Origin of the sequence: Streptomyces sp. NPDC056987, assembly GCF_042673865.1 — a bacterium.
Lineage (GTDB): Bacteria > Actinomycetota > Actinomycetes > Streptomycetales > Streptomycetaceae > Streptomyces.
In genome coordinates, this window is the sequence record NZ_JBHURV010000032.1 from 19,693 (window position 1) to 45,261 (window position 25,569).

The 25,569-nt window shown below is 70.0% G+C and carries 26 protein-coding genes and 1 pseudogene; 15 read left to right on the top strand and 12 right to left on the bottom strand.

All coding sequences use genetic code 11. From position 1 onward, the window contains the following. Positions 1–61 precede the first annotated feature (61 nt). The 6 genes from ACFTZC_RS30265 to ACFTZC_RS30290 all read left to right on the top strand — a co-directional run bounded on the left by ACFTZC_RS30265 (position 62) and on the right by ACFTZC_RS30290 (position 5,577). Positions 62–244: a hypothetical protein gene (locus ACFTZC_RS30265; protein ID WP_382895062.1), complete on the top strand. Its 183-nt coding sequence runs from the start codon at positions 62–64 to the stop codon at positions 242–244. A gap of 41 nt (positions 245–285) precedes the next feature. Next, positions 286–618 (top strand): hypothetical protein, encoded by a 333-nt coding sequence (locus ACFTZC_RS30270; protein WP_382895064.1) that lies wholly within the window; start codon positions 286–288, stop codon positions 616–618. A 125-nt stretch (positions 619–743) separates the two neighbouring features. Next, positions 744–1,496 (top strand): TnsA-like heteromeric transposase endonuclease subunit, encoded by a 753-nt coding sequence (locus ACFTZC_RS30275; RefSeq protein WP_382895066.1) that lies wholly within the window; start codon positions 744–746, stop codon positions 1,494–1,496. Positions 1,497–1,540: 44 nt separating this feature from the next. Beyond that, positions 1,541–3,544 (top strand): Mu transposase C-terminal domain-containing protein, encoded by a 2,004-nt coding sequence (locus ACFTZC_RS30280; protein WP_382895067.1) that lies wholly within the window; start codon positions 1,541–1,543, stop codon positions 3,542–3,544. Further along, positions 3,541–4,593 carry an AAA family ATPase gene (locus ACFTZC_RS30285; protein WP_382895070.1) on the top strand — a complete coding sequence of 351 codons (1,053 nt, stop codon included), beginning with the start codon at positions 3,541–3,543 and terminating at the stop codon, positions 4,591–4,593. Before ACFTZC_RS30280 ends, ACFTZC_RS30285 begins: the two co-directional genes overlap by 4 nt. A gap of 3 nt (positions 4,594–4,596) precedes the next feature. Further along, positions 4,597–5,577 carry a TniQ family protein gene (locus ACFTZC_RS30290; RefSeq protein ID WP_382895072.1) on the top strand — a complete coding sequence of 327 codons (981 nt, stop codon included), beginning with the start codon at positions 4,597–4,599 and terminating at the stop codon, positions 5,575–5,577. A gap of 63 nt (positions 5,578–5,640) precedes the next feature. Here the strand turns inward: ACFTZC_RS30290 and ACFTZC_RS30295 are convergent, their stop codons facing one another. From ACFTZC_RS30295 to ACFTZC_RS30305, 3 genes are all read right to left on the bottom strand, one after another. Next, positions 5,641–6,447, bottom strand: coding sequence for a hypothetical protein (locus tag ACFTZC_RS30295; RefSeq protein WP_382895074.1), 807 nt, complete (start codon positions 6,445–6,447; stop codon positions 5,641–5,643). A gap of 39 nt (positions 6,448–6,486) precedes the next feature. Next, positions 6,487–6,972 (bottom strand): hypothetical protein, encoded by a 486-nt coding sequence (locus ACFTZC_RS30300; protein WP_382895075.1) that lies wholly within the window; start codon positions 6,970–6,972, stop codon positions 6,487–6,489. A 120-nt stretch (positions 6,973–7,092) separates the two neighbouring features. Next, positions 7,093–7,983, bottom strand: a complete 891-nt coding sequence (locus tag ACFTZC_RS30305; RefSeq protein ID WP_382895077.1) for a hypothetical protein — start codon at positions 7,981–7,983, stop codon at positions 7,093–7,095. Positions 7,984–8,600: 617 nt separating this feature from the next. Here ACFTZC_RS30305 and ACFTZC_RS30310 point away from each other — a divergent pair. Next, a complete protein-coding gene (locus ACFTZC_RS30310) occupies positions 8,601–9,662 on the top strand; it encodes a protein kinase family protein (protein WP_382895214.1) in 1,062 nt (353 codons plus the stop codon). An 83-nt stretch (positions 9,663–9,745) separates the two neighbouring features. Continuing rightward, a pseudogene (locus tag ACFTZC_RS30315) lies at positions 9,746–9,841 on the top strand (TetR/AcrR family transcriptional regulator); the annotation flags it as partial. Positions 9,842–9,863: 22 nt separating this feature from the next. On the opposite strand, the gene ACFTZC_RS30320 reads toward ACFTZC_RS30315, so the two are convergent. Continuing rightward, positions 9,864–10,232 carry a VOC family protein gene (locus ACFTZC_RS30320; RefSeq protein WP_382895079.1) on the bottom strand — a complete coding sequence of 123 codons (369 nt, stop codon included), beginning with the start codon at positions 10,230–10,232 and terminating at the stop codon, positions 9,864–9,866. Positions 10,233–10,380: 148 nt separating this feature from the next. Here ACFTZC_RS30320 and ACFTZC_RS30325 point away from each other — a divergent pair, with 148 nt between their 5' ends. From ACFTZC_RS30325 to ACFTZC_RS30335, 3 genes are all read left to right on the top strand, one after another. Beyond that, positions 10,381–11,169 (top strand): SAM-dependent methyltransferase, encoded by a 789-nt coding sequence (locus ACFTZC_RS30325; RefSeq protein ID WP_382895081.1) that lies wholly within the window; start codon positions 10,381–10,383, stop codon positions 11,167–11,169. A 115-nt stretch (positions 11,170–11,284) separates the two neighbouring features. Further along, positions 11,285–12,451, top strand: coding sequence for a hypothetical protein (locus ACFTZC_RS30330; RefSeq protein WP_382895083.1), 1,167 nt, complete (start codon positions 11,285–11,287; stop codon positions 12,449–12,451). Positions 12,452–12,591: 140 nt separating this feature from the next. Beyond that, a complete protein-coding gene (locus ACFTZC_RS30335) occupies positions 12,592–13,212 on the top strand; it encodes a histidine phosphatase family protein (protein WP_382895085.1) in 621 nt (206 codons plus the stop codon). 10 nt (positions 13,213–13,222) lie between these two features. Here ACFTZC_RS30335 and ACFTZC_RS30340 read toward each other — a convergent pair whose 3' ends face one another. After that, a complete protein-coding gene (locus ACFTZC_RS30340) occupies positions 13,223–13,786 on the bottom strand; it encodes a CGNR zinc finger domain-containing protein (RefSeq protein WP_382895087.1) in 564 nt (187 codons plus the stop codon). A gap of 56 nt (positions 13,787–13,842) precedes the next feature. Here ACFTZC_RS30340 and ACFTZC_RS30345 point away from each other — a divergent pair, with 56 nt between their 5' ends. Then, positions 13,843–15,156 carry an MFS transporter gene (locus ACFTZC_RS30345; RefSeq protein WP_382895089.1) on the top strand — a complete coding sequence of 438 codons (1,314 nt, stop codon included), beginning with the start codon at positions 13,843–13,845 and terminating at the stop codon, positions 15,154–15,156. Between the two features lie 20 nt (positions 15,157–15,176). On the opposite strand, the gene ACFTZC_RS30350 is transcribed toward ACFTZC_RS30345, so the two are convergent. The 4 genes from ACFTZC_RS30350 to ACFTZC_RS30365 all read right to left on the bottom strand — a co-directional run bounded on the left by ACFTZC_RS30350 (position 15,177) and on the right by ACFTZC_RS30365 (position 19,715). Next, positions 15,177–15,836, bottom strand: coding sequence for an FMN-dependent NADH-azoreductase (locus ACFTZC_RS30350; protein WP_382895090.1), 660 nt, complete (start codon positions 15,834–15,836; stop codon positions 15,177–15,179). 165 nt (positions 15,837–16,001) lie between these two features. Beyond that, positions 16,002–18,185, bottom strand: coding sequence for a HelD family protein (locus ACFTZC_RS30355; RefSeq protein WP_382895092.1), 2,184 nt, complete (start codon positions 18,183–18,185; stop codon positions 16,002–16,004). 57 nt (positions 18,186–18,242) lie between these two features. Then, positions 18,243–18,926 (bottom strand): TetR/AcrR family transcriptional regulator, encoded by a 684-nt coding sequence (locus tag ACFTZC_RS30360; protein ID WP_382895094.1) that lies wholly within the window; start codon positions 18,924–18,926, stop codon positions 18,243–18,245. A gap of 78 nt (positions 18,927–19,004) precedes the next feature. Beyond that, positions 19,005–19,715 carry a TetR/AcrR family transcriptional regulator gene (locus ACFTZC_RS30365; protein WP_382895216.1) on the bottom strand — a complete coding sequence of 237 codons (711 nt, stop codon included), beginning with the start codon at positions 19,713–19,715 and terminating at the stop codon, positions 19,005–19,007. Positions 19,716–19,994: 279 nt separating this feature from the next. Here ACFTZC_RS30365 and ACFTZC_RS30370 point away from each other — a divergent pair, with 279 nt between their 5' ends. Both ACFTZC_RS30370 and ACFTZC_RS30375 read left to right on the top strand, forming a co-directional pair. Further along, a complete protein-coding gene (locus ACFTZC_RS30370; RefSeq protein ID WP_382895096.1) occupies positions 19,995–20,981 on the top strand; it encodes an ATP-binding cassette domain-containing protein in 987 nt (328 codons plus the stop codon). A 22-nt stretch (positions 20,982–21,003) separates the two neighbouring features. Continuing rightward, positions 21,004–21,741 (top strand): ABC transporter permease, encoded by a 738-nt coding sequence (locus ACFTZC_RS30375; protein ID WP_382895218.1) that lies wholly within the window; start codon positions 21,004–21,006, stop codon positions 21,739–21,741. A 45-nt stretch (positions 21,742–21,786) separates the two neighbouring features. On the opposite strand, the gene ACFTZC_RS30380 is transcribed toward ACFTZC_RS30375, so the two are convergent. The 3 genes from ACFTZC_RS30380 to ACFTZC_RS30390 form a co-directional block, all read right to left on the bottom strand. Next, the gene (locus ACFTZC_RS30380; protein ID WP_382895098.1) at positions 21,787–22,935 is read right to left on the bottom strand and encodes a phosphotransferase; all 1,149 of its coding nucleotides are present in this window, start codon (positions 22,933–22,935) and stop codon (positions 21,787–21,789) included. 315 nt (positions 22,936–23,250) lie between these two features. Next, positions 23,251–24,057 (bottom strand): HAD family hydrolase, encoded by an 807-nt coding sequence (locus tag ACFTZC_RS30385; RefSeq protein ID WP_382895099.1) that lies wholly within the window; start codon positions 24,055–24,057, stop codon positions 23,251–23,253. A gap of 152 nt (positions 24,058–24,209) precedes the next feature. Next, positions 24,210–25,217 (bottom strand): GntR family transcriptional regulator, encoded by a 1,008-nt coding sequence (locus tag ACFTZC_RS30390; RefSeq protein WP_382895101.1) that lies wholly within the window; start codon positions 25,215–25,217, stop codon positions 24,210–24,212. A gap of 154 nt (positions 25,218–25,371) precedes the next feature. Between ACFTZC_RS30390 and ACFTZC_RS30395 the strand changes: the two genes are divergently transcribed. Continuing rightward, entirely contained in the window at positions 25,372–25,563 is a 192-nt protein-coding gene (locus tag ACFTZC_RS30395) for a hypothetical protein (RefSeq protein ID WP_382895103.1), read from the top strand. The last annotated feature ends 6 nt before the right edge of the window (positions 25,564–25,569 follow it).

Here is a 25,569-nt window from a genome sequence, read left to right on the forward strand (position 1 = left end):
GGACCGAGCGAGGGATAAGACCGACACCCACGGTGCCTTGAACTCTGGCTACGCTCCCGTAATGAATGCAGAAGAACAGGCGAGACACGACGAGTTCGAACGGCAGCAGAAGATCCGCGCTGCTGCTTACGATGACATGATCACACTTGTCGGGCAGGCGGCGCCCTCGTGGAACTTCACCTCCGCCAACTCATGGTCGCGCTACTGGACTCCAGATACGCGAAGTTGGTCGCAGCTGGCCTGAGCGCAGGCGATCTCATCGACACCTGCACAGTCCTGCTCAAGGTGAACAAGGAGATCAACAGCGACCAGCGAACCGAAGGATTGGCGCTGCTGTCGGGACTGAAAGACCTGCTTAATACGCGGAACAACCTCGTGCACGGCCTCATCGCAATTGCCAGCGATAGCGACACCCGTACTGCCGAGACGGCCCCTGAACCCGTGATCGAGACCATGGCTTTGGTCAGCAAGAGGCGTAGGCCGGAGCTACTTCTCACCATCACCAAGGCCGAGGCCAAGAAGACGGTCAAGGACCTCCGTGAACGCGGAGATGGAATCCTGCATTGGGTCGTCGCGGCCCTACCCGCCCAGCTTCATCGAGACCAGGTCACCGACTGACGCTTCATCCCCGACGCCGGACGGCCTCACCGCTGAGGTGCCATCGTGCTGCGGATGTTCACTCGGATTATGGGTTTGGTCCCGTTCGGTCCCCTCAGTCCCCATGGAACTGCACAGTGGCCACCATGGGGATGCGCGTGGAGGAAGGGGCGACGCCGTCGCGAGTGGACGGCTTCGAGGTCGGCTGGCGGGACGACCAGGGTGAACATCGGCTGCCCATGGCGGATGCGGTTTCGGTGCGGTTCGAGGCCGGGCGGCCGGTCCGCAGCTTCCCGTCGTATCGCAGGCAACGGCATTTCCCTGGGTTGTACTGGTCTTCGACGACCGGTGGGCACGTGGGGTTCGAGTCCTGGCTGGAGCGGGATCACGCGATGCTGCTCGACTTCACTCCGCAGGTGACGGGGCTGCTGTCGCAGCCGTTGTGGCTGTTCTGGGAGGACGAGCGGGGCAAGCGGGTCTCGCACGCTCCGGACTACTTCGCTCGGTTCGAGGACGGGCGGGGGCTGGTGGTGGACTGCCGGCCGCTGGACCGGATCGACGCACGGTCGGCGGCCAAGTTCGCGGCGGCACAGACAGCGTGTGAGGCGGTGGGGTGGGGCTACCGGGTTGTCGGCGAGGTGGATCAAGCGCGGATGGCGAACGTCCGCTGGCTGGCGGGATATCGGCATCCGCGGCACGGGGCGGATGAGGGACTCGTGACCCGTTTGTTGGCGCTGTTCTCGGTGCCGTCGCCGCTGGTGGCACAGGCTGCCTTACTCGGTGATCCGATCGCGGTGTTACCAGTGGTGTTCCATCTGCTCTGGCTGGGGCGGCTGACAGCCGATCTGTCGCGGCCACTGTCAGATGCCACTCTGGTATTGCGGTCGGAGGCCCTGTGAACGGGCGCCCCGGGCCGAGGGCGGCGTTAAGGGTCGGGGACCGAGTGCGCCTGGATGACCGGCTGCACACAGTCATCGGCCTCTCCGGCACGACGGTGCGGCTCCTGGACGAAGCCGGGTCAGCGAGCCTGGTGCTGTTACCCCATCTGCTGGCCTCGGAAGGTTTTGAGCTGATCGGCCAGGGTGCCGATCAGGCGCGCATGCCACCGTTCGCGCTCTTGGACATCGTGCCGGAGCGGGAGGCCGAGAAAGCGGCGGCCTGGGAACAGCACGTGACCGAGGTGGAGTTCGGCAAGCCGCTGGATGCTGATCCCACAGCCCTGCCTCGTCCGGAATACGACCCGGCCCGCCACACGGTGGAGGAGCGGGTGGCGGCCAAGGCGGCGGAACTGCGGGCTATCGGCTGGCAGGCGAGTGTGGGGACCGTTCAGCGAATGCGCAGGCGCTACCGCGAGCAGGGGCTGTGGGGCCTGGTGGATCACCGTGCAACTCGCCCGTCCTCACCGACGGGACGGGCCGATGACAGGGTGGTGGCCGCCATCACGGAGATCCTGGCCGCGACGACAGATGAGTCCACTGGCACCCGCGGCCGGCTGCGTCGGCGGGTGGAGGCGCTGCTGGCGGAACGGCACGGGCCGGGCACAGTGGCGATGCCGTCGAAGTCTGCGTTCTATCGGCTCGTCGAGGTGATGAGCGAAGGTACGCACGCCTTCGGCGCGGCCACATCACGCAGGTCAGCGGCTCGCCGCCCTCCAGGAGCGTTCACCCCTTCCTCGGCCTGCCGACCCGGCGAGATGGTGCAGATCGACACGACACCGCTGGACGTGCTGGTGATCCTGGAGGACGGGGTGAGCGGACGCCCGGAACTCACGATCGCCGTTGACGTGGCAACGAGGTCGATCTGCGCTGCGGTACTGCGACCGGCAGGAACCAAGGCCGTGGACGCCGCACTGCTGCTGGCCAAAATGCTGGTCCCGGAGCCGCTGCGGCCCGGTTGGTCGGACGCGCTGGCGATGTCGATGACGCTGATCCCCCACCAAAGGCTGCTGGACATCGACACACGCCTGGAGCAAGCGGCCGCCAAGCCGGTGATCGTGCCGGAGACGATCGGCATCGATCACGGCAAGGTGTTCGTCTCCGACACCTTCCTGACCGCCTGCCGGTCACTGGGCATCTCCGTCCAGCCGTCCCGCCCGGCGACCCCGACTGACAAGGGAATCGTCGAGAGGACATTTTCCTCGATCAACACGCTGTTCTGCCAACACATCCCCGGTTACACCGGTTCGAACACGACCCGTCGGGGCGCCGGGATCGAGGCTGTCTGGACGCTCGCGGAACTGGACGACCTACTCCAGGAGTGGATCGTGGCCTGCTGGCAACAGCGGCCACACGAAGGGCTGCGCAGCCCGTTCCTACCGGGCCAACCCATGTCTCCCAACGACGCATATGCCCTGCTGGTCTCCCGCACTGGCTACCTGCCGATGCCGCTGAGCGGCACCGACTACATGGAGCTGCTGCCGGCACTCTGGCGTTCGGTCAACGACTACGGCATCCGCATCAACCATCGCACCTACAACTGCCCCGGACTGAACCCGCTACGGCGCCGCTCCTCGGGAGTGACCGCCAAAGGCGGGCTCTGGGAAGTCCACTACGACCCCTACGACCTGTCCCAGGTCTGGGTACGCGACGCGCGCACCGGAGAGTGGATCACGGTTCCGTGGACACACCGGCACCTGGTCTCCGCGCCGTTTGCGGACTTCACATGGCGCCGGGCCCGGGACTTGCTCGCGATGCGAGGGCGGGACGACACCGACCAGGCCGCCGTGGCCGCTGCCGTAGACCAATTGCTGACCCGGGCGGAAAGCGGGCCGGACCGCCGGATCGCAGCCCGCACCCGCGCAGCCCTGGAACCCGCTCGGCCCGTCGCCGCGCTGCCACAGGCACCTGCTCCGGACGACACCGAGGACGAGACCGCCGTCCTGGAGCAGCCGTCGAACGTCATCCCCTTCGGCGTCTTCGACGCCTTCACTGACGGGAGCCGCCTGTGAGCCAGGCCCCGCCACAGGACATCGCCAATCCGCAGGCGTCGCTGACCACGAAGGAAGGCTGGCGGGCGTTCGTCGACGAGAACCCGGAGCCCCCGCCGTCCCTCGGGTCCAGCACCGTCCTGGACAAGGGCGAACTGGAATCCTATAAGGAAGCGCGGATCGACTACCACACACGATCCGTCATCGTGAACACCCCCACGATCCGCGGCGTCGTCACCACCGGCCGCAAACGCATCGTGCTCAACCGGCACCAGGTCTCAGCCCGGCGCGGCCTGATCGTGTCCGGTTCCGCCGGGACCGGCAAGACAACAGCGATCACCCAGCTGGGCAAGAACGTCGAACAGATCACCCGGCGCCGCAACCCCGCTGCTGTCGGCGGACTGCCGGTCGTCTTCGTCACCGTTCCCCCGGCCGCCACCCCGAAGATGCTCGCAGGCGAGTTCGCCCGATTCCTCGGCGTCCCGCTGGAGCACCGCATGAGCCAGGTCCAGATCACCAACGCCGTCTGTGACCTGCTCGGCAGGCTCGGCACCACGCTCGTCCTGGTCGACGAGATCCACAACCTCGACCTGACCACCCGCAACGGAGCCGAGGCATCCGACCAGCTGAAGTACCTCTCGGAACGGATCGCGGCCACCTTCGTGCTCGCTGGTCTCGATGTTGAAACCAGCAGCCTGTTCCAGGGCACCCGCGGGCAGCAGATCGCCGGCCGCTACACGGTCATCCCCTCCCGACCCTTCGGCCACAAGAACCGCGCGGACAAGGAGCACTGGCAGGCCCTGGTGGCGACCATGGAGGACTCCCTCCGACTGCACGCCCATCGTCCGGGCACCTTGGTCGCCATGACCGATTACCTGCACGACCGCACCGGCGGACTGATCGGCAGCCTTTCCCAGCTCGTCCGAGAAGCCGCGGTGGACGCCATCGACACGGGCGCAGAAAAGATCACCAAGCGCATGCTCGACGCGATTGAGCTCGACCACGCTGTCCAGCAGCCTCACTCTGATCACCGCCGCGCCAAGCACGCCCGCAAACCGAGGGCGGCCTGAGCGTTGGAGCCCTGGGAAGCCCCGGTCCGGCTCCTGCCGCTTCCTCTGCCACCGGTTCACGGGGAGGTCTTCGGCTGGTATCTGCACCGCCTCGCCGCCGCCAACCAAGTGACAGCGGGTCAACTGGCGAAAACTCTGACACCGTTCAAAAACGCGCAGGTCGGCAAGCGGACAGACACACTATGGCGCTGGACTCCGATGGTTCTGCCACGGCTGGCCGCCCTGACGGGTCTTACGCCCGAGACCCTTCGGATGCTGCTACCGGCGATCGCCCGGGTTGAGGCGCGCACCGCAGGCGACGTAGTCCGCTATCGTCGGCGTCTTTACGTCGCCTGCTCACACTGCATGCACCGCCGCGGGATCACCAGACCCGTCCTCGCCCATCGCCCCGCCGATCTCCAGCTCTGCCGCCGACACGGCATTTGGGTGGACGGCAACCGTCACTACCGTGTCGGCCACCTCCCAGAGCTCGTTTCCGCTGAGCACCGACACCGACGGATCGCCCGCCGTTTCCCCGACACCCTGGAAGCAGCGACGAAAGAAGCGCAGCACTTGGTCTGCTCCTGGCTCCATAACAAGAACCAACCTCATCTGCTCTCACGCTGGAATGACCGCCTCGCCCAGCTCCCTCCCAAGGAAGCCATCTACGGGAACATCATCAGGCGACGCGTCGACGAGCGGGACTACATCGCGACCTATCCAGAGTTCGTCACGCTGCTGGGCATGCTGGCCGATCCTGCTTGGCGGACACTGCGTGCGCCTCGCCGATGGGCGAACCTCAGCCAGCACCGGCGCACCATCAACGCCGTCTACGCAGAGGCCGAGCACCGGCTGAACGTCCCCACCCTTCGCGAGAAGCTCCACTCCCACACCTTCTCCAACGACGCCCTCTTCCGCTGGACCGACCCTTTGGGAAGATCACTGATGCTGGTGATGACGCCGGACGACCACGACGCCCTTCGGGATGAGCTCCAGCAGAAATAGCAAACTCCCGTATACGTCGGGCGAGTCCCGAGGTCGCATCCCAGACGACCTGCAATCCGCTGATCACGCCCAGGGAACGTTAGCCACGTCACCCACCCAGCCCCGGATTCGTGTGAGATCCCTATAATTGCCGCTGTATCCTAGTGAGTTCAGAATCAACAGCACTAGGTAATGGCGAGCGAGAAGCCAAGCATCCATCGTCAAGCCATCCAATCGGTAAACCGGCTCCTGCGACTCTTGCGGATGCACCAGTCGATTCCTGACCCAGGTTACGACGTCAGCCCCGTCAATGACCTTGTTCTCGTTCATCTTTACATCAGCGGCGTACTGTGCGGCCGCCGGCAGGAGCTGAGGATTGATTTCGACGGGGATCTGGGCACTCAGCAGCACTTTGCGCAGCAACTCATGTGCCGGGCGTTGCTTGTATTGCTGCTTAGTCAAAACGCCGTTGAGGACGAGACTTTCCCACATGATGTGTTCCAGTCCAGCTGTACCCATGATGATTCGAGGCTCGACGAAGTCACGGCTGCGCATGGCGGAGATGGCATACATCATCTGAAAGCGCAGCGGCACGAGTCGGTCAGCATCCGCAAAGGCGTCGATCACGAGGCTCAAGAAGTCGCCAAGCGATTGGTGATCTTGGTCGTACCACCAACCATTGCTACTCGTGCGCGCCGGGTCACAGTGGGAGGCTCCCCACTGCTCCCACCCCACGCGACCGCCGCTGTCCTCGCCAACTGACAGCATGGGAGCAGCCCATCGGCCGAGCGCGAACGAGACCCCGACGTGCATCGCTGTCAGCACGGGATCCACCTCGTCGGCTGTAAAGAGCGAGCCGTCGGTACGACGCACCTCCATTACGTGCGTCATCACGTACACATCAGTCTTGTGGAGATCGCGCCAAACCCTCTAATAGTCGGGGCGAACATCTAGCGTGATCTTCCAGCCACTCGTTTGATGCTCCCAACGGCCTGACCACTCCTGCTCTCCGTCGGCCGTCCTCGCCACCAGCCCCAGCGGACCATGCCAGTTGGGCAGGTTGAACCAATGAACGACGAGTCGAGTCAATGGGGCCCCGGAGTCCCCGAACGAGGCCCCGTTCGACCATTCTCCGTCGATGTTCCGCGGCACCCCAGGCATGATCATGTCGCCTATCGGACGATGGAGAGTCAGGGCAACCTCGTCACGGTTCGCGAAGCCTGGAGATGCCCCATCTCCGACCTTCCACTCAAAGTTGAAGCCGTTTGAATAGATCAACTCGACGCGGCCAGGAACGTCAGTTGCTCCTAGCCCGCCGATCAGGCCGTCGTACAGAAGGACGGCCTGGCTCGGTTCGTTGTACGGATAGATCGGCGCGAGTGGATGGCCCGCTGCGGGCATGTTCGTGGTAGCCACACCGTCACCGTAGTGATGCAGCATCTGACCACGCCGGGATTTAGAAGAAGTTCTCGGTGGACCTACTTAATCTGAGTAAGTGATGCCGTCGTCATGGTGCGGATGGGGACAACGGGCATTTCAGTCCTGCGTACGATCCCCGTCCCACGGGGGTCGAAGGAGCGCGTGGTCGGGCCCGGGGGGTGTCGCCTGCGAGGGGCCAATTGCAAGTGTGCTCGATGTACCCAGAGTTCGAGGGATCACTACCCGGTTCTCACCGAAGTACCGCCGGATGGAGTCTTGACGCGTCGTACGCATCCATAGAGGAGCCCCGATGAGGATGCGGCGGACGCCATCCAGCTCCGGCTCCACCCGGAAGTCCCACCGCCCCGGTGTAAGGACCACGTCCCTGTAGACGAGAGCGACGTACTCGGTCGCGTCGAACCCCAACACTGTGTATGCGCGGGTCTCGGGACGCCCCTGATGGGCAGCGGGTTCGGTGTAGATGCCCTGCGACATCGCGACCTTAAGGATCTCCACGGCAAGCTGCTCATCGTCGAACGGAAACTCGTGTCCCGTCCGCGTGCTCACCTCTGCACCTCGGAGGGCAATGAACTCCTCGATCATTGGGGCGGCCGACGAAGTCCACCCGCCGACACTGTCCTCCTCCGCAACAGCGAACCCCCTCAGGTTCTTCAGGCTTCCGAACAGGCAGAGATCGACTCGTCCCTCCCGCGTGATTCCCTGTGTGTGGATCACAGCGGTGCGCTGGTGGAGGCGGTGCTGTGGGTACCCCCACGTCTGGAACTCCGCCACCTCAGCATGGCCTGCCCCTTGAACGAGTTGCCCAGAAGCCGGGGGGCTGAAGTCCGTGATGATCGACTTGCGGAGCTTCCTCTTGAGCTTCTCGGCGACGTCGAAGGTGGTGTTCTCCTGGTCCCTGCCGGCGAGGCTGACGCCATTGCCCGCCAGACCGAGATTGAGGGCGGGCTTGATACGGGGGTTCAGCCGGACCCCGTTGTCGTCGATCACCTCGGTGACCAGGCGCTGGGACCAGTACACGTACCGGCCTACGGGTTGGCGCAACGCCTGCCTCCATCGCGCATCAGGGCCGGTTCGGAAACTGCGGCCGCTCAGGTAGATAAGGACGAACGGAGCTTGGCAAGAGGTTCCCATGACTCCGCCCGTTGCCAGGCCGCACGCACGGCCTTCGAGCAGTCGGGCGTCGCGCTGGATCTGACCGACCAGGACACACCACGTCTCCCCTTCGTCTTTCGGGGCGCCGCGCGGAAACGACACCGGCGTCCCAGGAGAACTGAACAGGGCCAGGTCACGATCGTCGCCAAATTTCAGATGCACGGGGCTCCTGAGAACGAAACAGAAGATGAGAATCGTCCCGACAACTTCGCTGGGACGCCCCCGCCTGGCACCGTCCCAGCGAAAGCGACAGCTCCCTGATCAGAACAGGTCCGTCCGCTCACCTCTGTTGGGAAGGGACAGTTGCCCTACGGACGTCGCGCGGCGAAGACGCCCCCTGCCCGGCCTGTCAGCCTGCGCATACAGTGCGCAGGCAGCAGTCGGTGGGCACCAACGTGCAGGGTGGAAACGGGGTCGGCATTCCGATGCAGGTAGCGGCCGCGCATCCCGATATGCCGGAAGGCGCTCGCTTGGCCGCCTACAGCGCGGTCTCCACGTCCCTCGCCCTGCAAAGTGATCGACGGCTTGGCGAGCTCGTTGACGCCGCCGTACCCCTTGGCTCCGGTATCGGCGGGAGGTCTGCGCTCCTGGAGGTCGATGGGAAGCCGGTCTTCGTGAAGCGGGTGCCGCTGACGGATATGGAGCGGCTGCCGGAGCACGCACGATCCACGGCCAACCTGTTCGGGATTCCCACCTACTGCCAGTACGGCGTCGGTGGGGGGCCTGGTTTCGGGGCATGGCGGGAGCTCGCCGTGCACACCATGACGACGAACTGGGTGCTCGGAGGGCAGTACCAAGGGTTCCCGATGATGTACCACTGGCGCGTGCTGCCGGACACGGCCGCGCTTCCCGAGGAACTCGCGGACGTGGAGCGGGTCGTGGCCTATTGGGGAGGCAGGCCGGAGGTGCGCCGTCGTATCGAGGCCCTTGAGCAGTCCTCTGCGAGCCTCGCGCTGTTCCTTGAGTACATCCCTCAGACGCTCGACGAGTGGCTTACCGAGCAGGTACAGGCTGGTGAAGAGTCTGCCGACCGGGCTTGTTCCCTGGTGGAGAGCGAGTTGGAGGCCGGCACGTCCTTCATGAACGCTCGCGGGCTTCTGCACTTCGACGCCCATTTTCAGAACATCCTGGTCGACGGCCGACGCCTTTACTTCGCCGACTACGGCCTCGCCCTCTCGTCCCGATTCGATCTGTCACCGTCCGAGACCAGCTTCTTCGAACTGCACAGGACCTACGACCGCTGCTACACACGCAGTTGGCTGGTGAACAGGCTGATCACGAAGCTGTACGGATACGAGCGGAAAGAACGCGAGGCACTCATCCGCGCGTGCGCGGAAGGAGAGGACCCGCCGGACGGGCCGCAGAACGCCAGGGCGATCCTCTCCCGCCATGCACCGCTCGCCGCAGTGATGACGGACTTCTACGTCAAGATCCAGGACGAGAACAGGGAGACCCCGTACCCGTTGGAGGCGCTCCGCCGGGCCCTGCATGCGGACAGGTCACGTCGCAGCTGAGCAGATACTCAGCTTGTCCTGAGGCCTCAGGCATGTCCGCGTGCTCCACCGGAGGCTCTCCGGTCGATCATCTGGATAAGGGCGAGGGCACGGACGTGGACGCCGAGGCATCCTTCACGACCGGCCTGGACTGGGTCCTGGACGCCGTGGCCGCCCGGCTCGCCCGGCCGCCGGCGTGACGCCCGGCCAGGTGCGGCTGTGTCAGTTCGTGGTCAGGCAGAAGGGGTGCCCGGCCGGGTCGGTGAGGACCCGGTATCTGTCCTCGTCCGGCTGGTGGTCCGGCTTGCCCGCGCCCAGTTCGAGCAGGTGGGATTCCGCCTCGTCCAGGTCCGCGACGCCGAAGCAGAGGTGCAGCTGCTGGGGAACGATCTGGTCGGGCCAGCTCGGAGCGCGGTGATCGGCGACCCGCTGGAAGCCGATGAGAAGCCCGCCCTCGCCGGTCAGGCCGGCGAACTCGCCGTGGGAGCCGGGGTGCGGATCGAGCCCCGTGGCCTGCTGGTAGAACGCGGCCAGCGCCTCGGGATCGGGGCAGTCGAGGGTTATCGCTCTCAGCTTCAGCTGGACGGGCATGGCAGCTCCTTCACGGCGACCGGCACACTCCCGGACGCGGGTCGGGTCACACCGTACCGATCGGCGGGAATTTTGGTCGTTTCCTCCTCGGCCCTCCTCCGAAGAACTCGGGTGACGCCTCCGGAAGCCCTCGGTAGCCTCCCGGATCATGACATCCTCCGCCGCTCCTGCCACCTCTTCCGCCTCGTCCTCCCCGCCGCCCCTGCACGCCCACCTCGACTTCAACTCGCCGCTCTCACCGGCACGGGCGGCCCGCCTCGTCGAACGCCTCGCCGGGAGCGGACCGTCGACCGTGCTCGATCTCGGCTGTGGCTGGGGTGAGTTGCTGCTCCGGCTGCTGGCGGCGGTGCCGGGTGCCGTCGGTACCGGGGTGGACATGAACGGGGAGCTGCTGGCGCGGGGGCGGGTGAGCGCCGGGGAGCGTGGGCTTGCCGACCGGGTCGCGTTCGTCGAAGGGGCCGTCGCCGACTTCGCCCCCGGCCGCGGCGACGTCGTCCTGTGCGTCGGTGCGAGCCACACATTCGGGGACGCCGCGCCACCGGCCCACACCGAGGTGGCGCTGCGCGCCCTGCGGGAGCGGGTGGACACCGGCGGCCGGGTGCTGTTCGGCGAGGGCTTCTGGCAGCGGCCGCCCACGGACGGTGAACTCGCGGCCATGTGGCCCGGCGCGTCGGCGGACGAGCACCCGGACCTGACCACGCTCGTCGGTCTCGCGGGCGCCGCAGGGTTCCGGCCCCTGTGGATCGAGACGGCCTCCCTCGACGAGTGGGAGCACTTCGAGTCCGGATACCTCGCCGGCAAGGAGGAGTGGCTCGCCGCCAACGGCGGCCATCCCGACGCCGGTTCCGTCCGCGCCGCCGCCGACGCGCACCGGGCGAGGTGGCTGGGCTACCGGGGCATCCTCGGCTTCGCCTATCTCACCCTCGTGGCGTGCTGACCCCGGGTGATCTGTTTACGGTGACGTGTACGGGGTCCGTCGCGCGGCGGTCCCCCGGGGGAAGCCCGCCGCGAGGGCTTCCCGGGGTCAGGGGCCAAGGGGACAATGGCCGTTTGTGACGATCACAGAGACCAGCGGGTCCACCGAGTCCCGCCGCGACAGACCCGCCACCCTGCTGGGCAGTGCGCTGACCGGCGGGGTGGTCGGCGCGGCGCTCGCGGCCGTGGTGGTCGGAATCATCATCGGGAAGACGGCGCTGTGGGGCAGCGGTGCCGGGTTCTTCCTCTTCGTCGTCGTGTTCACGGTCGTCTCGGGACGCCGGGAACGGGCGCGGGCGCCGCAGCCCGAGAAGCGTAGGGCCCTCGCGATGATCGAGAGCCGGCGCGCGACCAGCGGTGAAATGGCGGACGTTCCGGTCAGCTTCGTCCTGACGGTCGCTCCGGAGGACCGCCCGGCCTACCGGGTCGCGTTCTCCCAGGCGATCAACCTCGTCGACATCGCGAACTTTCCGCCGCGCCGCGTCGTGGTCGTCGAGTACCCCGCGCACGAACCGTGGGACGTCACGATCCTTGTCCAGCCGGACGCGGAGTGGGCGCGGCGGGCCGCCGAGGCGTCGATGGACTCCGCCCCCGAGTCCACTCTCGTCAGGAACCCCCGCGCGGAAGGCGCGCACTGCCTGGTCTCCCTCCTGGCGATCCTGCTCGGCGCGGCGGTCGTCGTCCTGCTCTTCCGCACCGATCTGTTCCGGGACGACGACCCGGGCGGGCAGGGGGCCGGCGGACACCCCGGAGGCGTCGAGGTCTCCGCCTCCGCCTCGCTCTCCGCCTCCTTCTCCGTCTCCGGCTCGACCTCCGTCTCGTCGCGGACGAGCACCGCGCGGACCACGGAGTCGATGCTCCAGGAGGGCCGGATGCGCAGCACCGTGGAGGCGCTGGCCCTGGCCGACGTGTCGACGGCCACCGCGTTCCGGATCGAGGAACACACCATGTCGGCCAGTGGAGTCGGCGGCGGTGCGGACGGTACGGACACCGGCGGGCCCGACGCCGGTCAGCCGTCGTTCGACCTGGGCTCCCTCCCGTACGAGCGGCTCCCCGCCCTGGTCCGCGAGGCCCGCGCCTCCTCCGGCCTCGGTACCGACGGCTCCTGGCGCATCGACATCGGCCACGACGCGGGGACGGACACCCTGGTCATCCGGGTGACCGTGCAGGGCGCTCAAGGAACCGCCACCCTGCGCGCGGACGCCCGGGGCCGTATCACCGAACCCGCCGCCGCGCCCCGCTGACCACCCGTCACCGGATCACACGTCGCGACGCCTCACCGCGGCTCGCGCCACCCGCCGTGCCTCGGAGCCGGACCGTCGGGGAGAGTGGCTGCCGACGGTTGCCCATCGAGGGGACCCTGCGGAAAGAGGCGCGGACGATCATGAGTGACGCACCCCGGTGGCTCTATCTCGCCCGGCACGGCGAGGCGACGGCGGACGAGACCGCGCTGACCGCCAACGGCCGCCGCCAGGCCGCGCTGCTGGGCCGGCGGCTGCGCGACGTACCGCTGTCGGCGGTGCACCACGGGCCGCTCCCCCGGGCCGAGGAGACGGCCACCCTGCTCACCGCCGAGCTCGACGGCGTACCGGCGCACCGGTCGGAGGCGGCCGGCGACTACATCCCGCATCTGCCGCGCCGGGAGGAGCTGCAGCCGGATTCCGCCGACGCCCTGCTCGCCTTTCTCGCGGGGGTGACGGAGGAGGAGGCCCGGGTCGGCAGCGCCCTGGCGCGTGAGGCGCAGGCGCGGTTCACCGGTACGGTCACCGGTGACACGCCCCGCCATGAACTGGTCGTCACGCACAACTTCCTCATCGGCTGGCTGGTACGCGCGGCCCTCGACGCGCCCCCTGCGCGCTGGCTGGGCCTCAACTTCGCCAACGCCGCGCTGACGGTGATCCGTTACGCGCCCGACAGGCCGCCGTCCGTGGTCTGCGCGAACGACATGCGGCATCTGCCCGACGAGCTGCGCTGGACCGGGTTCCCGCCCGAGTACCGGTTCTGAGCGCCGTACGTCAGACCGTCCTGGCGGCGCGGCGGTGCGCCGCGACCCTCTCGCGGGTCGCGCACCGCCGGGAGCAGTAGCGGCGGGCCGGCCCCGCGCCCTGGGTAAGAAAAACGTTCCGGCAGCTCGACGAGGCGCAGAGGCCGCCCGGCGGGCGCTGGTGGTCCCAGACCAGGACGGTCAGGGCGAGACAGGACGAGGCGAGCAGCCACTCGCCCCACGGGGCCTCGTCGTCGCTGTCGAGGTGCGGATGCCAGGGCGTGCGGCCCTCGTGCGAGGTGAGGCGCACGGTGCCGAGGGTGCGCCCCAGGAGACGGTTGAGGACCGCCGCGGCGGCGTCCACGCCGGGTGCGGCGAAGACCTCGCGCAGGTGCAGCGCCGCCGAGCGCATCTCCGCCACGTCGTCCGCCGTGAGCTGTACGGGGCCGGGCTCGCCGTGGCCGAGCAGAACGTCCGCGACGGCGTCCGGTTCCGGCGGGTCCCCGTCCTCCGCGGCGGTCAGGGCGTTGACGAGGGCGACGGTACGGTCCGCCGCGGCCCGTACCGAAAGCCGCGTCGAGAAAGGGGGCTCCATGGCGCGACTGTAACGCACCTGGCGGATGTTTGAGTTACCCGCGTAACGTCCCCTGAATGAAAAGGCGTTACGCGCTCCCGGTGTACGTCGCCGGGGCCACGGCGGCCCGTACCGGCGACGAGATGTCCGGCCCCGCCCTGCTGCTGGCCGCGCTGGCGGCCACCGGATCCGCGTCCACGGCGTCGTCGCTGCTGGCCGGGGTCATGGTCTCGGCGGCGGTCGGCGGGCCGCTCTTCGGCGTGCTCCTCGACCGGTCGGCCGCGCCGGGGCGGCTGCTCGGCGGGGCGCTCGCCCTCTACGCGGCGGGGCTCGGCATCCTCCTGGCCCTGGTGCACCTGGACCGCGTGCCGGTCTGGGCCGCGCTCCTCGTCGCGGTGGCCGCCGGGCTGCCGGCGCCGGCCCTGTCCGGGGGCTGGACCTCCCAACTGCCGCGCGTCGTCCCGCCGGACGGGCTGCGGCGCGCCACCGCACGGGATGCGATGACCTTCCACGTAGCGAGCCTCGCGGGGCCCGCGCTGGCCGGTGCCGTCGCGGCGCTGTGCGGGGCACCGGCCGGGGTGCTCGTGTCCGTCGCGCTGATCTGCGCCGCCCTGCCGTCGGCGCTGGCGCTCCCCGCCGCCGGGCCGTGCGGCGCGCTGCCTTCCGTCGCCGAGTCCTCCGCCGCCGAGCCGTCCGGCGCCCGGCCGTCCACCGCAGGACCATCCGGCGCCCGGCCGTCCACCACCGGACCGTCCGGCGTCCGGCCGTCCGCCGTCTCTCCTGTTCCGGTCGTCGCCGAACTCGCCGCCGGATTCCGCGCCGTGGCGCGCGCCCGGCCGCTGGCCCGCGCGACGGCGGCGTCGGTCGTCTCGTCCGTGGGCAGGGGCATGCTGATCGTCTGCTGCCCCCTGCTGGGCGAGCGGGCCTTCGGTACGGCCGGCCACGGCCCGCTCCTGCTCTCGGTCGCCGCCGCCTCCGCCCTCGCGGCCAACGCGGCGCTCTCCCGCCCGCGGGCCCCGGCCCCCGCGCCGGACGCCGTCCTGTGGCTCGGCAGCCTCGCCGCGGCCGTCGCCCTGCTCCTCGCGGCGACCGGCCGGCCCGCCCTGGTCCTGGCCGCGATGGTGCTCGCCGGTGCCGGGGAAGGCCCGCAGCTCACCGCCCTCTTCGCGATACGCCACCGGGAGGCGCCCGAACGGCTGCGGGGGCAGGTCTTCACCACGGGCGCCAGCCTCAAGATCACCGGATACGCTCTCGGCGCCGCCCTCGCCGGACCGGTCGCCACCTGGTCGCTGCCGGGCGCGCTGCTGACGGCGGCCGGGTTCGAGGCACTGGCGGTCGCGGTGTGCGCCGCGTTCCCATCCGCACCTCGGAACCGACTCAGACCGCCTTGAGGCTCAGACCGCCCTGAGACTCAGACCGCCTTGAGCGTGACGGCCTCGGCGAGCGCCGCCTCGATCGCGCGCTTGCGCCGTTCGGGGCCGTAGTTGATGCCCTCGGCGCGGACGAATTCGAGGTTCAGCACCCCGAGGAAGCCGAAAAAGCTGCTGAGATAGGTCTCCTGATGGTCGAAGCCCCCCGTCGGGGTGTCCGCCACGTACTCGCCGCCGCGCGAGGAGGCGACGATGATGCGCTTGTCGCCCGCCAGCCCCTCGGGGCCCTGTGAGGTGTAGCGGAAGGTCTTGCCCGAGACCGGCAGGGCGTCGATCCACGACTTGAGCTGGCTGGGGATGCCGAAGTTGTACATCGGGGCACCGATCACGACGACGTCCGCGGCCAGGAACTCCCCCAACGCCTCGTCGAGTCTGCTCAGTTCGCCCAGGGCGCGGGCACCCGCGTCGATGTCCGTACCGGCCGCGACAACCGCGTCCATGGACGCCTCCCGCGCCATGGACGCCAGCTTGAGCTTCTGGACGGCCTCCGAGTGGTGCGGCAGCGGTTCGGCGGCGACATCGCGGTACGTGACCTCAAGGCCGGGGTGTTCGGCCCTGAAGCGGGCGACGACGGCCGCCGAGATCTGGCGGCTGGCCGAGTCGGCGCCCGAGATGCTGGAGTCGATGTGCAGAAGCTTCATGAAAGTGGCCTCGCTGGTGCGCCCGGAACACCTGGTTCCGGTTCATCTGGACATGGACGGAATATCGCTGTACGACCGCATACGGATAAGGCTCCCCACTTCGCCGAGAGCAACGTACAGCCCAGGGCCTCCGTTCCGCTTCCGCCCCTGCCCCAACGCCGTCCGTCAGCGGCCCGGAGGCGTCAACTCCCCCGGGAGCGGGCGGCTGTGGACGATGTCCAGGCGGGAGACCGCGCGGGTGAGCGCCACGTACAGCCGGTGCGCCCCGCGCGCCTCGGCCGCCATGACGGCCGCCGGTTCGACCAGGACGACATGGTCGTACTCCAGCCCCTTCGCGGCCGTCGCGGGCAGCACCGTCACCCGCGCCGCCGTCGCGCCGAGGTCGTCCGCCGTCGCGGTGGCCACCCCCGCCCCGGCGAGTACGGTACGGAGCCGCTCCGCCTCGGCCCCGGCCGCGATCACGCCGATCGAACCCTCGCGGGCGAGCGCCCGGCGTACGGCGCCGACCACCGCCGCGTCCAGGCCGCCGGGCCCGTCATCCGGCCCGTCCAGGCCACCCGGCGCGCCCGGCCCGATGATCGTCAGCTCCCCCGCGCCCCGCAGGGAACGCGCCGGCGGTACGTCCACGTCGAGCGAGGCGAGCAGCCGGTTGGCGAGTTCCACGACCGCGCCGGGCACCCGGAATCCGGTGGTCAGCGGCGTCACAACCGCGTCGGGACGGCCGAGATGGGCGAGCAGCGCGGGCCAGGAGCGGGCCGCCCACGGGGTGGTGCCCTGCGCGAGATCCCCCAGCACCGTCAGCGAACCGAAGGACACCCGGCGCGCGATCGCCCGGCACTCCATCGGCGAGAGGTCCTGCGCCTCGTCGATGACGACATGCCCGTACCCCTCGGGGTGTTCGATCAGCCCGGCGAGTTCGTCCAGCAGCACCAGATCGGCCGCGGACCAGCGCAGCGACCGCGCCGCCCGCGGCCCCGAGGGGACGCGCATCCCGGCGCGGCGGAGCGCCCGCTGCTCCTCGGCGGTGAGGATGCCGTCCGCCGGCGCCGCCGGATCGGCCAGCACCCCGGCCAGCACCTCCTCGGGACTCACCTTGGGCCAGACCGAGTCCAGATACGCGGTGACCGGGCGCGAAGTGCTCAACCGCCGTACCCACAGCGCCGACTGCGGCCCCGCCCGCCGCTCCGCCCGGAGCTGGAGGGCCCGTACGGCGCGGCTGCGCACGCGCTCCCGGCCGATGGCGTACGGGGGCGCCTCGGCCCGTACCTCCGCGACGATACGGGCCAGTTCGCCGGGCCCGACGCGCCAGCGGTACGAACCGTCCGGCACGGTGAGCGGTTCGAGGTCGGCGGTGCCGTCGGGCGTCGCGACGCGTCCGTACAGCGCGCGGCGCAGCACCTCCGCCATACGGGCGTCGTGCTTGACGGCCGCGGTCTCCTCCGGGTCCTGGACACGCACCGGATGGCGCGCGATCTCCTCGCCGACCGTCGACTGGCGGACACCCAGCTCGCCGAGGCCGGGCAGGACTTCGGAGATGTAGGAGAGGAAGGTGCGGTTGGGCCCGAGCACCAGCAGCCCGCCGCGCCGCAGCCGCCGCGGGTAGGTGTAGAGGAGGTACGCGGCACGGTGCAGACCGACGGCGGTCTTGCCGGTGCCGGGGGCGCCCTGTACGCAGAGGGAGCGGCCGAGTTCGGAGCGTACGAGTTCGTCCTGCTCGGGCTGGATGGTGGCGGCGATGTCACGCATGGGCCCGATACGGGGACGCTCGATCTCACCGGTGAGGAGGGCGCTCGCGGCAGGACCGGCCGCCGCCCCCACCTCCTGCCCCAGCCCCGGCCCCAGAGGCTCGTCCTCCAGGCCGGTCAAATCCTCCGGCTCCCCCTTGCTCCAGGGCGCCCACCCGAACCTGCGGCGTACGGCCACGCCCTGCGGGTCGGCGGCGCTCGCGCGGTAGAAGGCGCGCGACACGGGTGCGCGCCAGTCGACCACGAGGGGCGGGGCCGCGGGGTGTTCGGTGACCCGGCGGCGGCCGATGTGGTAGCTCTGCCCGCTGTGGTCGCCGGCCGCCGGGCCCTCGGTGAAGTCGAGCCGGCCGAAGAACAGCGGGCCGTCCGGCGCCTGCCGCAACTCCTTGGCGTAGCTGCGCAGATGGCGGCCGAGGACTTCGGCGTCCGCACCGGACGCGAAGGCGTTCTCGCCGGTGACGATCTGTTCGTGCGCGTCGTCCACCATGCCGGCCAGGGCGGCGCGGCAGGCCTGGTGGTAGGTCCGTTCCTCATCGAGTGCCTCGGATACCGCTTCGGATGCCGTCTCGGGTGCCGGCTCAGGTGCCGCCTCGGATACCGTCATTCCATCGAGAATAGCGTGACCAGGTAAATAACGTTACTCAGTAAATCAAAAATGCGGTCACCAGAGCACGAGCCCGTGGCGCAGCCGCTCGAAGGCCAGCTCCGCCGCCGCGACCGCGTCCGGATGGACCGCCCCGGCCGGTTCGCCCGCCGCGATCCGCCGCCAGTTCTCCTGCGCGAGGATGCGCTGCACGGCGATGATCTGCCCGGCGCCGAGCGCCCCCTCGATCCCGCTTCCGAGGGCGGCGGCCAGCGCCTCCTCGGAGCGCCGCTGGTATCCGTACAACCGGGCCACCAGGCTCGGCGTCCCGTACAGCAGCCGGTGGTACGCGAGCACGCCCTCGTGGTCGTTGAGGCCGGTCACCGGGTCGCGCCGGTCGAGTCCGGCCAGGAAGTGCAGGCGCAGCGCCTCCAGCGGGCGTACGCCGCCGGGCCGGCCCGCGACCACGCGCGCGGCCTCGTCCTCGTGGTCGGCGAACCGGTACAGCGCCAGGTCCTCCTTGGCCGGGAAGTACCGGAAGAGGGTCGGCTTGGAGATCTCGACCGCGGCGGCGACCTCCGCGACCGAGACCCGGTCGAAGCCCTTCGCGAGGAAGAGCGCGATCGCGGCCTCCGAGATGTCCTGGTAGCGGCGCTGCCTCTTGCGCTCACGCAGGCCGACCTCGGCGGGGGAAGAGACGTGGGGGGCCGGGTGGGAGGCCGGGTCGGGGTCGAGGACCTCGTTGTCGTCGTCGCCGTTCATGACGGTGAAGCCTACGCAGCGCCCGGCGCCGGGACGGCGGGGCATACGGCCTGGTGCGCACGTACCCCGCCCGCCCGCTCACCCCCTTCGCCGGATCAGCGCCTCGACCCCGTCCAGGAGACAGTCCAGGCCGAAGGTGAACTCGGCGTCCGACTCCTCCTCCCCGCCGGATCCGGCCTCACCGAGCCCTCCCTCGGCCATCAGGCGGGCGACCGACGGATAGCGCGCCGGGTCGGCCAGCCGGCGGAGGGTGTTCTCGTACCCCTCCATCACCTGCCGGGGCGTGGCGCCGCTCGCCTCGACCGCCGCGTCCAGATCCGCCATCAGCAGCGCCTCGTTCCGTACGTAGCCGCTGACCAGCAGGATCACCGAGAGCCTGGTGCCGTCGTCCAGACCCGTGCCGTCCAGCGCCACCATCCCCCGCTCCCACCACGCCACCATGTTCGGCGTGCTGGGCGGGCCCGAGATCGGGAGACGCAGCGACCACAGGTTCCGGTGGAACGCCGCCCGCTGGGCCCGCGCCCAGAGCGTCAGCGCCTCGCGCCAGCCGACGGCCCGGTCCGGTGGCGGGGGCGGCGCGCCGAGCGCCACTTCCATCATGAGGATGTACAGCTCGTTCTTGGCGGCGACGTACCGGTACAGCGACATCGTGGAGACGCCGAGTTCCTTGGCGACCCGCCCCATCGAGACCGCGGCCAGCCCTTCCGCCGCCGCGAGGCCGACCGCCGCGTCGACGATGCGCGCCAGGGTGAGGCCGGGCTTCGGCCCCTTGGACGGGCGGTCGCGCAGCCCCCATGCCGCCTCGACGCTGGCGGGAAGCCCGGGAGGCGCCGAAGGGCCCGGAGAGCCGGAAGGACCCGGAGGTCCCGGAGCCGCCGGAGATCCCGGAGGGCCGGGAGCCGCCGCATGCCCCGTACCGCCGCCCCCGGCCGCGCTGTTCGCGTTGCCCGTCATCGCCGCACCTCTCTTCCGCCGCTCCCCGCCGCTTGACGCCCATCCTAGTAATGCGTAACCCTTACACAGTAATGCGTATGCCATACGCATCAGAGACCCGAAGGGGGAACGATCTTGCGTTCACAACCGGCCGTCGAAGCCACCGGCCTCGAAAAGTCCTACAGAGGCAAGGGAAAGGGGGCGGGGAAAGCGCCCGTCCCCGTCCTCCGCGGTATCGACCTCCGTGTCGAGCCCGGCACCGTCTTCGCCCTCCTCGGGCCCAACGGCGCCGGCAAGACCACCGCCGTACGGATCCTCACCACCCTCACCGCCCCCGACCGCGGCACCGCCCGCGTCGCCGGGTACGACGTCGTCGCCGACCGGCGCCGCGTGCGCGGGGCCATCAGCCTGACCGGGCAGTTCGCCGCCGTCGACGAGAAGCAGACCGGCGCCGAGAACCTCCGCATGATGGCCCGCCTCGGCGGACTCTCCCGGGCCGCCGCCCGGCGCCGCGCCGCCGAACTCCTCGACCGGTTCGACCTGGCCGGCTCCGGCCACCGCCTCGCCGCCACGTACTCCGGCGGCATGCGGCGCAGGCTCGACCTCGCCGCCGGGCTGGTCGGCACGCCCGAGGTCGTCTTCCTCGACGAGCCGACGACCGGCCTCGACCCGCGCAGCCGCCAGGAGTTGTGGCAGGTCGTACGGGACCTCGCCACGCAGGGGTCCACCATCTTCCTCACCACCCAGTACCTGGAGGAGGCCGACCGGCTCGCGGACCGTATCGCGGTCATGGACCGGGGCATGATCGCCGCCGAGGGCACCGTGGACGAGCTGAAGAGCCTGGTCTCCGGCCACCGGCTCGACCTCGTCCTCACCAGCCCCGACGCCTATCTGCGCCTCGCGGACCGGGCCGTGCACCACGCCCCCGGGTCACTCACCCTCGGCCTGCCGACCGACGGCAGCGCCGCCCACGTGCGCGCCCTGCTGGACGAGATCGACCCGGACGGTACGGAGGTGGCGCGCTTCGCCCTCCACAGCACCACCCTCGACGACGTCTTCCTCTCCCTCACCCGCTCGTCCGCCCACTCCGACCCCCACCCGAAGGAGTCCGCACGTGTCTGACGCCCTGACACACTCCGTCACCATGGCCGGCACGATGGCCGGGCGCGGCCTGCGCCTCAGCCGCCGCAACACGGACGCCGTCATCACCTCGATGATGCTGCCGGTGATGCTGATGCTCGTCTTCGTCTACTTCTTCGGCGGCGCCATCAACACCGGTACGGAGTACGTCACGTACGTCGTCCCCGGCGTCCTGATCCTCTGCGCGGGCTCCGGTTCGGCCGGCACCGCCGTCAGCGTCAGCGAGGACATGAAGGGCGGCATCATCGACCGCTTCCGCTCCCTCGACGTCGGCGGTGCGCCGATCCTCGCCGGGCATGTCGCGGCGAGCGTCGTCCGTAACCTCGTCTCGACCGCGCTCGTCCTCGGCGTCGCCCTGCTGATCGGCTTCCGTCCCTCGGCGGGGCCGGCCGCCGCGCTCGCCGCCGCGGGCATCCTGATCGTCTTCATCACCGCGATGTCCTGGCTCTCGGCGGCGGTGGGGCTGCTCGCCAAGTCCCCCGAGGCGGCGTCCGGGTTCACCTTCTTCGCGCTGTTCCTGCCCTACCCGAGCAGCGCCTTCGTGCCCATCGAGACGATGCCGTCCTGGCTGCACGGCTTCGCGGACCACCAGCCGGTCACGCCGGTGATCGAGTCGCTGCGCGGCCTGCTGCTGGGGCTGCCGGTGGGATCGGCGCCGTGGGTCGCGCTGGCCTGGAGCGCGGGGATCCTGGCCGTCGCGCTGGGGCTGTCGGGCGTGCTGTTCCGGGCGCGGACCTCGTGAGGGCGTCCCCTCCCAGTCGACCCGCCTCGCTACCGAACCGCCTCCCTACCGACCCGCCCCGCTCGCCTCGTCGCCCTGGGTCGCCTCGTCGCCCCCGGTCGCGGTCTCGCGCGTCGTACGGAACCAGTTCCGGTAGGCGGTCATCACCTGCCGTACCGTCGGCGCCGCGTCCGCCCCGTACAACTCACGCTCCGCCGCCGCCAGTACGCGCTGGATCCGCCACGCCACCCGGGGCAGCACCCGCCAGTTCGACTCCGCGTCGGGGCCGAGCAGCAGCGCCGTACGGATGATGTCGGTGAAGACGGACTGCACCCGCTTGTACGCGAGGAGCAGCGGCAGGTCCTCCTCCCAGCCGTACGAGCTGCCGGCGCGCGCCTCCTCCACCGCCGCGACCCACAGTTCCTTGACGCGCGCCTCCTCCTGTCGCGGATAGCCCATCAGGTGGAGGTGGGTCGCCAGGTCGTAGAGCGGATCGCCGATCATGGCGAGTTCCCAGTCGATGACCCAGAGGTCACCGCCCCGGTCGACGATCAGGTTCTTCCGGTGCAGATCGCAGTGGAGGAGCGCGAAGGGGCGCGAGTGCAGCTCCACGGTGCGCTTCCGCAGCCGGCCGAGGGCGTCGGCGCCGACGCCGAGTTCCGCGAAGAGCGTCCGGTAGGGCTCGCCGTGGCCCAGGTGGACCTGCTCCTCGGTGAACCGGATCAGCCGGTCCAGGAACGCCGCCGAGTCCCCCTCGGCCGTCCAGTCGTCCGGGGCGCAGATCCGCGTGACCCTGTGCTCCGCCAGCTCCTTCGGGTCGATCGAGACCAGCTGGTGGAAGAACTCCCGGAGTTGGGCGGCATGGCGCCGGGAGAGCCCACGGCCGGAGACCTGGTGTCCCGGCACCTGGCGGGCGTCGAGGGTCCGGCCCTCGATGAAGCCCTGGAGGTACACGCCGTCATCCACCCTGATGATCTCCGGGATGCGTGCCACCCGGCCCTGGAGCGCGGTGAGCAACAGGTCCTCGGAGGCGAAACAGCGCCGGTCGAACCAGAGCAGCCCGGGGCGGGGCGCACGGAGCTTGGCGCGCTCGAAGCGGGCACTGAGCTCGTTCGTGGCGGGCAGCGGAAAGGCGTACGTCTCGTGGTGGTAGCCGTTCAGGGGGCCGGTGACCCCCTGGCCGTCGCGGCTCAGCTCACCCGCTCGCCTGCGCATGTCGGATCCCGCCGCGGATGCCCTGCGGGATGCCCTGCCGACTGTCATTGCCCTGTGCACTGTGCCTTATGCCCTCGGTACGGGTGATGCCTCTGAACTACGTGACGTCTGTGGGGTGTGTGTGACGTATGCGGTGCGCGTGACCTATGCGGTGTGTCTGGCGTGTGTGGAGCTGTCCTGCGGAAGCTACCTCTCCGGTGGCCGCTGTGCGGGCAAGTCGGCGCCTTCTTCACCAACTCGGATCAGCGGTCGCCCGCGCACCGACACCCGCCCGCCGACGTCGCCCACCGACGACGTCGCGCAGCGACTATGACATCAAAGGTGGCGGGCTTGGTGGACTTGGCGGACTTTGGCTGCCAACTTCGTCAAGTTGTCCGGAAGTTCGTCCATCACCACCCGCGCCCCCGCCCCGTACAGCACGTCGCTCTTCGTCTCCCTCGTCGCGTACCCGAGGAAACGGACGCCGAGCTGCTGGGCCGCGCGGAGGTCGGCCTCCGCGTCACCGATCATCACCGACTCGCCCGCGGGTACGCCCGTCCACTTGAGCGCGCGTTCCAGGCAGTCCGGATGCGGCTTGAGCAGCCTCGGGTCGTGCCGACGTCCGTAGACGTGGCCGCCGAAGCAACGGGTGAGGCCGGTCCGTTCGAGGTAGCGCCGCACGGCCCTCGGCGAGTTGTTCGTGGTGATGGCCAGGGCCACCCCGGCGTCACTCAGCGCCCGTATCAGCTCCGCCGCGTTCCTGGTCGGTACGGCCGACTCGGTCGCCCGTATCTCCTCCTCCGTCAGCCACGCCTCCAGCTCCGCCACCCGCGCGCCGCCCGGGGCCAGCTCGCCCACCCCGCGCAGCACGGCCTGCGGGTCGGTGACCGGCGCGCCGTCCGCCGTCCCCACCGCGCGCCGGACCTCCTCGGGGAGCGCCGCGAGCAGGCGGGCGGCCACGCCCGGCGCCGGGTGGTTGCGGAAGAGCGCGCAGACGGGACCGTCGAAGTCGAAGAGCACGCAGCGCACCGGCGCCGGGGCCAGGGACGGAGCCGGGGCCGGGGCGGGCGCACCGAGCCGGCCCGCCCCGCCGGTCGCGCGGGAGCCGGCCGCGCGGGAGTCGGCCGCGTACGAGTCGGTCACGTCGCTCCGTTCTTCGGGTTCTCGGGACGTCAGAAGTTCGGGCTTTCGGGCCCTCGGGCTTTCGAGCCTGCGGGCCTTCGGGCGCCCGGGACGTCAGGACTTCGGACCGTCCGCCCCACATCCTGCCCCGAACCACACCCGTACGACACGGGTCATCCCAGCGCGAGGTCCGTCGCGATCGTCTCCCAGAGCGCGTCGAACCAGGCCCCCGACTCCGCCACGAACGCGTTGTCGCGCTGCGCCCGCAGCTCCCCCGACCCGAACGAGAACAGCGGTGACCGGTCCCCGAGCGCGTCGTACATCTCGACGGACGTCCGGTGGATCTCCGTCTCGCGCACGGTGACCTTGTAGTAAGCGAACAGCGCCTCGCTGCCGTTGAGCACGTACAGCTTCACCGGCGGCGTGAAGGGCAGCGCCTTGAACCGTACGTCGACGTCGATGCCCGCCGAGCGCATCCCCATCAGATGGTCGCTCAGGACCGTGCCGTGCGCGTTGCGCTGCTGGAGCCAGCGCTGGTGGACGAGGTCGCTCTCGTCCGGGTGCGTGCCGGTGGCGGCGACGGAGCGCGGGAACGCCAGGTCGATGTCGCGGTTGGGCAGCAGCACCCGGACCGTCACCGTGGCGGGCAGCGCGCCCGCACCCCGCGCCCCGGCGCCGGCGCCGACGCCTGCCCCGGCCCCGGCCTCCGCCGACAGGGCCGCCCGGTCCCGGACGCGCAGGCGCTGCTCGCCCAGGGCCGCGCTCAGCGACTCCGCCGTCAGGCAGAGGGCGTCTATCCGTACGTGCTCGGCCTCGAAGGCGGCCATGATGCGCGGGCGCAGCGCGACCATCGTCTCCTGCGGCGTCTCGTCCCCGCCCGCCCCCGCTCCCCGCCGGGCGGCGGCCCGTTCGGCGGCGGCGCGCTCAGTGGCGGCGCGGTCGGCGATACGGGGCGGGGCGCCGCGGGTGACCTCGGTGAGCAGCCCGTCCTCCTGGAGGCGCCGCAGGGCCTGCCGGATCACCCCGCGCTGCACGCCGAACTCGGCCACCAGGTTCTTCTGCGTGGGCAGGGCCTGACCCGCTCCGAGGTCACCCGATTCGATACGGGCACGCAGGGCCTCCGCCACATCCTCCGGCGTGGGCTTTCCGGTGCCGTTCACAGCAGCCTGTTCCGAGGTCACGACCCTACGTTACAACTTCCTGCCATCTCTCGGCAGTTGTAACAGTGAACTTGTTTACGGATCGCAACTTGGCGGGACAACTTCATTAGTTGGCGTCGAGTTGGCAGCCAACTCGACTCCTGCTCGTCCCACCCGCCGTAAAGGAGTGACCGCCATGCCTGTGTCCGCGCTCCTCACCACAGCCTTCGGCATCGGGCTCGACCAGCTCGTGCACTGGCGCTTCGGCACCGCGGGGACCGTCGCGCTTCTCCTGCTCACCTTCGGCGTCAAGGCCAGGAACGCCACCTGCGCGGGGATCGGCGCCGCGGTCCTGGCCCTCCTCGTCACGCGGCTCGGCCACGGCTGACCCTGC

Excerpts from the sequence above, each read along its gene's own strand:
- ACFTZC_RS30265 (WP_382895062.1), top strand. The coding sequence starts at position 62 with ATGAATGCAGAAGAACAGGCGAGACACGACGAGTTCGAACGGCAGCAG.
- ACFTZC_RS30275 (WP_382895066.1), top strand. The coding sequence starts at position 744 with ATGGGGATGCGCGTGGAGGAAGGGGCGACGCCGTCGCGAGTGGACGGC.
- ACFTZC_RS30295 (WP_382895074.1), bottom strand. The coding sequence starts at position 6,447 with ATGACGCACGTAATGGAGGTGCGTCGTACCGACGGCTCGCTCTTTACA.
- ACFTZC_RS30310 (WP_382895214.1), top strand. The coding sequence starts at position 8,601 with ATGCCGGAAGGCGCTCGCTTGGCCGCCTACAGCGCGGTCTCCACGTCC.
- ACFTZC_RS30320 (WP_382895079.1), bottom strand. The coding sequence starts at position 10,232 with ATGCCCGTCCAGCTGAAGCTGAGAGCGATAACCCTCGACTGCCCCGAT.
- ACFTZC_RS30325 (WP_382895081.1), top strand. The coding sequence starts at position 10,381 with ATGACATCCTCCGCCGCTCCTGCCACCTCTTCCGCCTCGTCCTCCCCG.
- ACFTZC_RS30335 (WP_382895085.1), top strand. The coding sequence starts at position 12,592 with ATGAGTGACGCACCCCGGTGGCTCTATCTCGCCCGGCACGGCGAGGCG.
- ACFTZC_RS30340 (WP_382895087.1), bottom strand. The coding sequence starts at position 13,786 with ATGGAGCCCCCTTTCTCGACGCGGCTTTCGGTACGGGCCGCGGCGGAC.
- ACFTZC_RS30345 (WP_382895089.1), top strand. The coding sequence starts at position 13,843 with ATGAAAAGGCGTTACGCGCTCCCGGTGTACGTCGCCGGGGCCACGGCG.
- ACFTZC_RS30350 (WP_382895090.1), bottom strand. The coding sequence starts at position 15,836 with ATGAAGCTTCTGCACATCGACTCCAGCATCTCGGGCGCCGACTCGGCC.
- ACFTZC_RS30355 (WP_382895092.1), bottom strand. The coding sequence starts at position 18,185 with ATGACGGTATCCGAGGCGGCACCTGAGCCGGCACCCGAGACGGCATCC.
- ACFTZC_RS30360 (WP_382895094.1), bottom strand. The coding sequence starts at position 18,926 with ATGAACGGCGACGACGACAACGAGGTCCTCGACCCCGACCCGGCCTCC.
- ACFTZC_RS30375 (WP_382895218.1), top strand. The coding sequence starts at position 21,004 with ATGGCCGGCACGATGGCCGGGCGCGGCCTGCGCCTCAGCCGCCGCAAC.
- ACFTZC_RS30380 (WP_382895098.1), bottom strand. The coding sequence starts at position 22,935 with ATGCGCAGGCGAGCGGGTGAGCTGAGCCGCGACGGCCAGGGGGTCACC.
- ACFTZC_RS30395 (WP_382895103.1), top strand. The coding sequence starts at position 25,372 with ATGCCTGTGTCCGCGCTCCTCACCACAGCCTTCGGCATCGGGCTCGAC.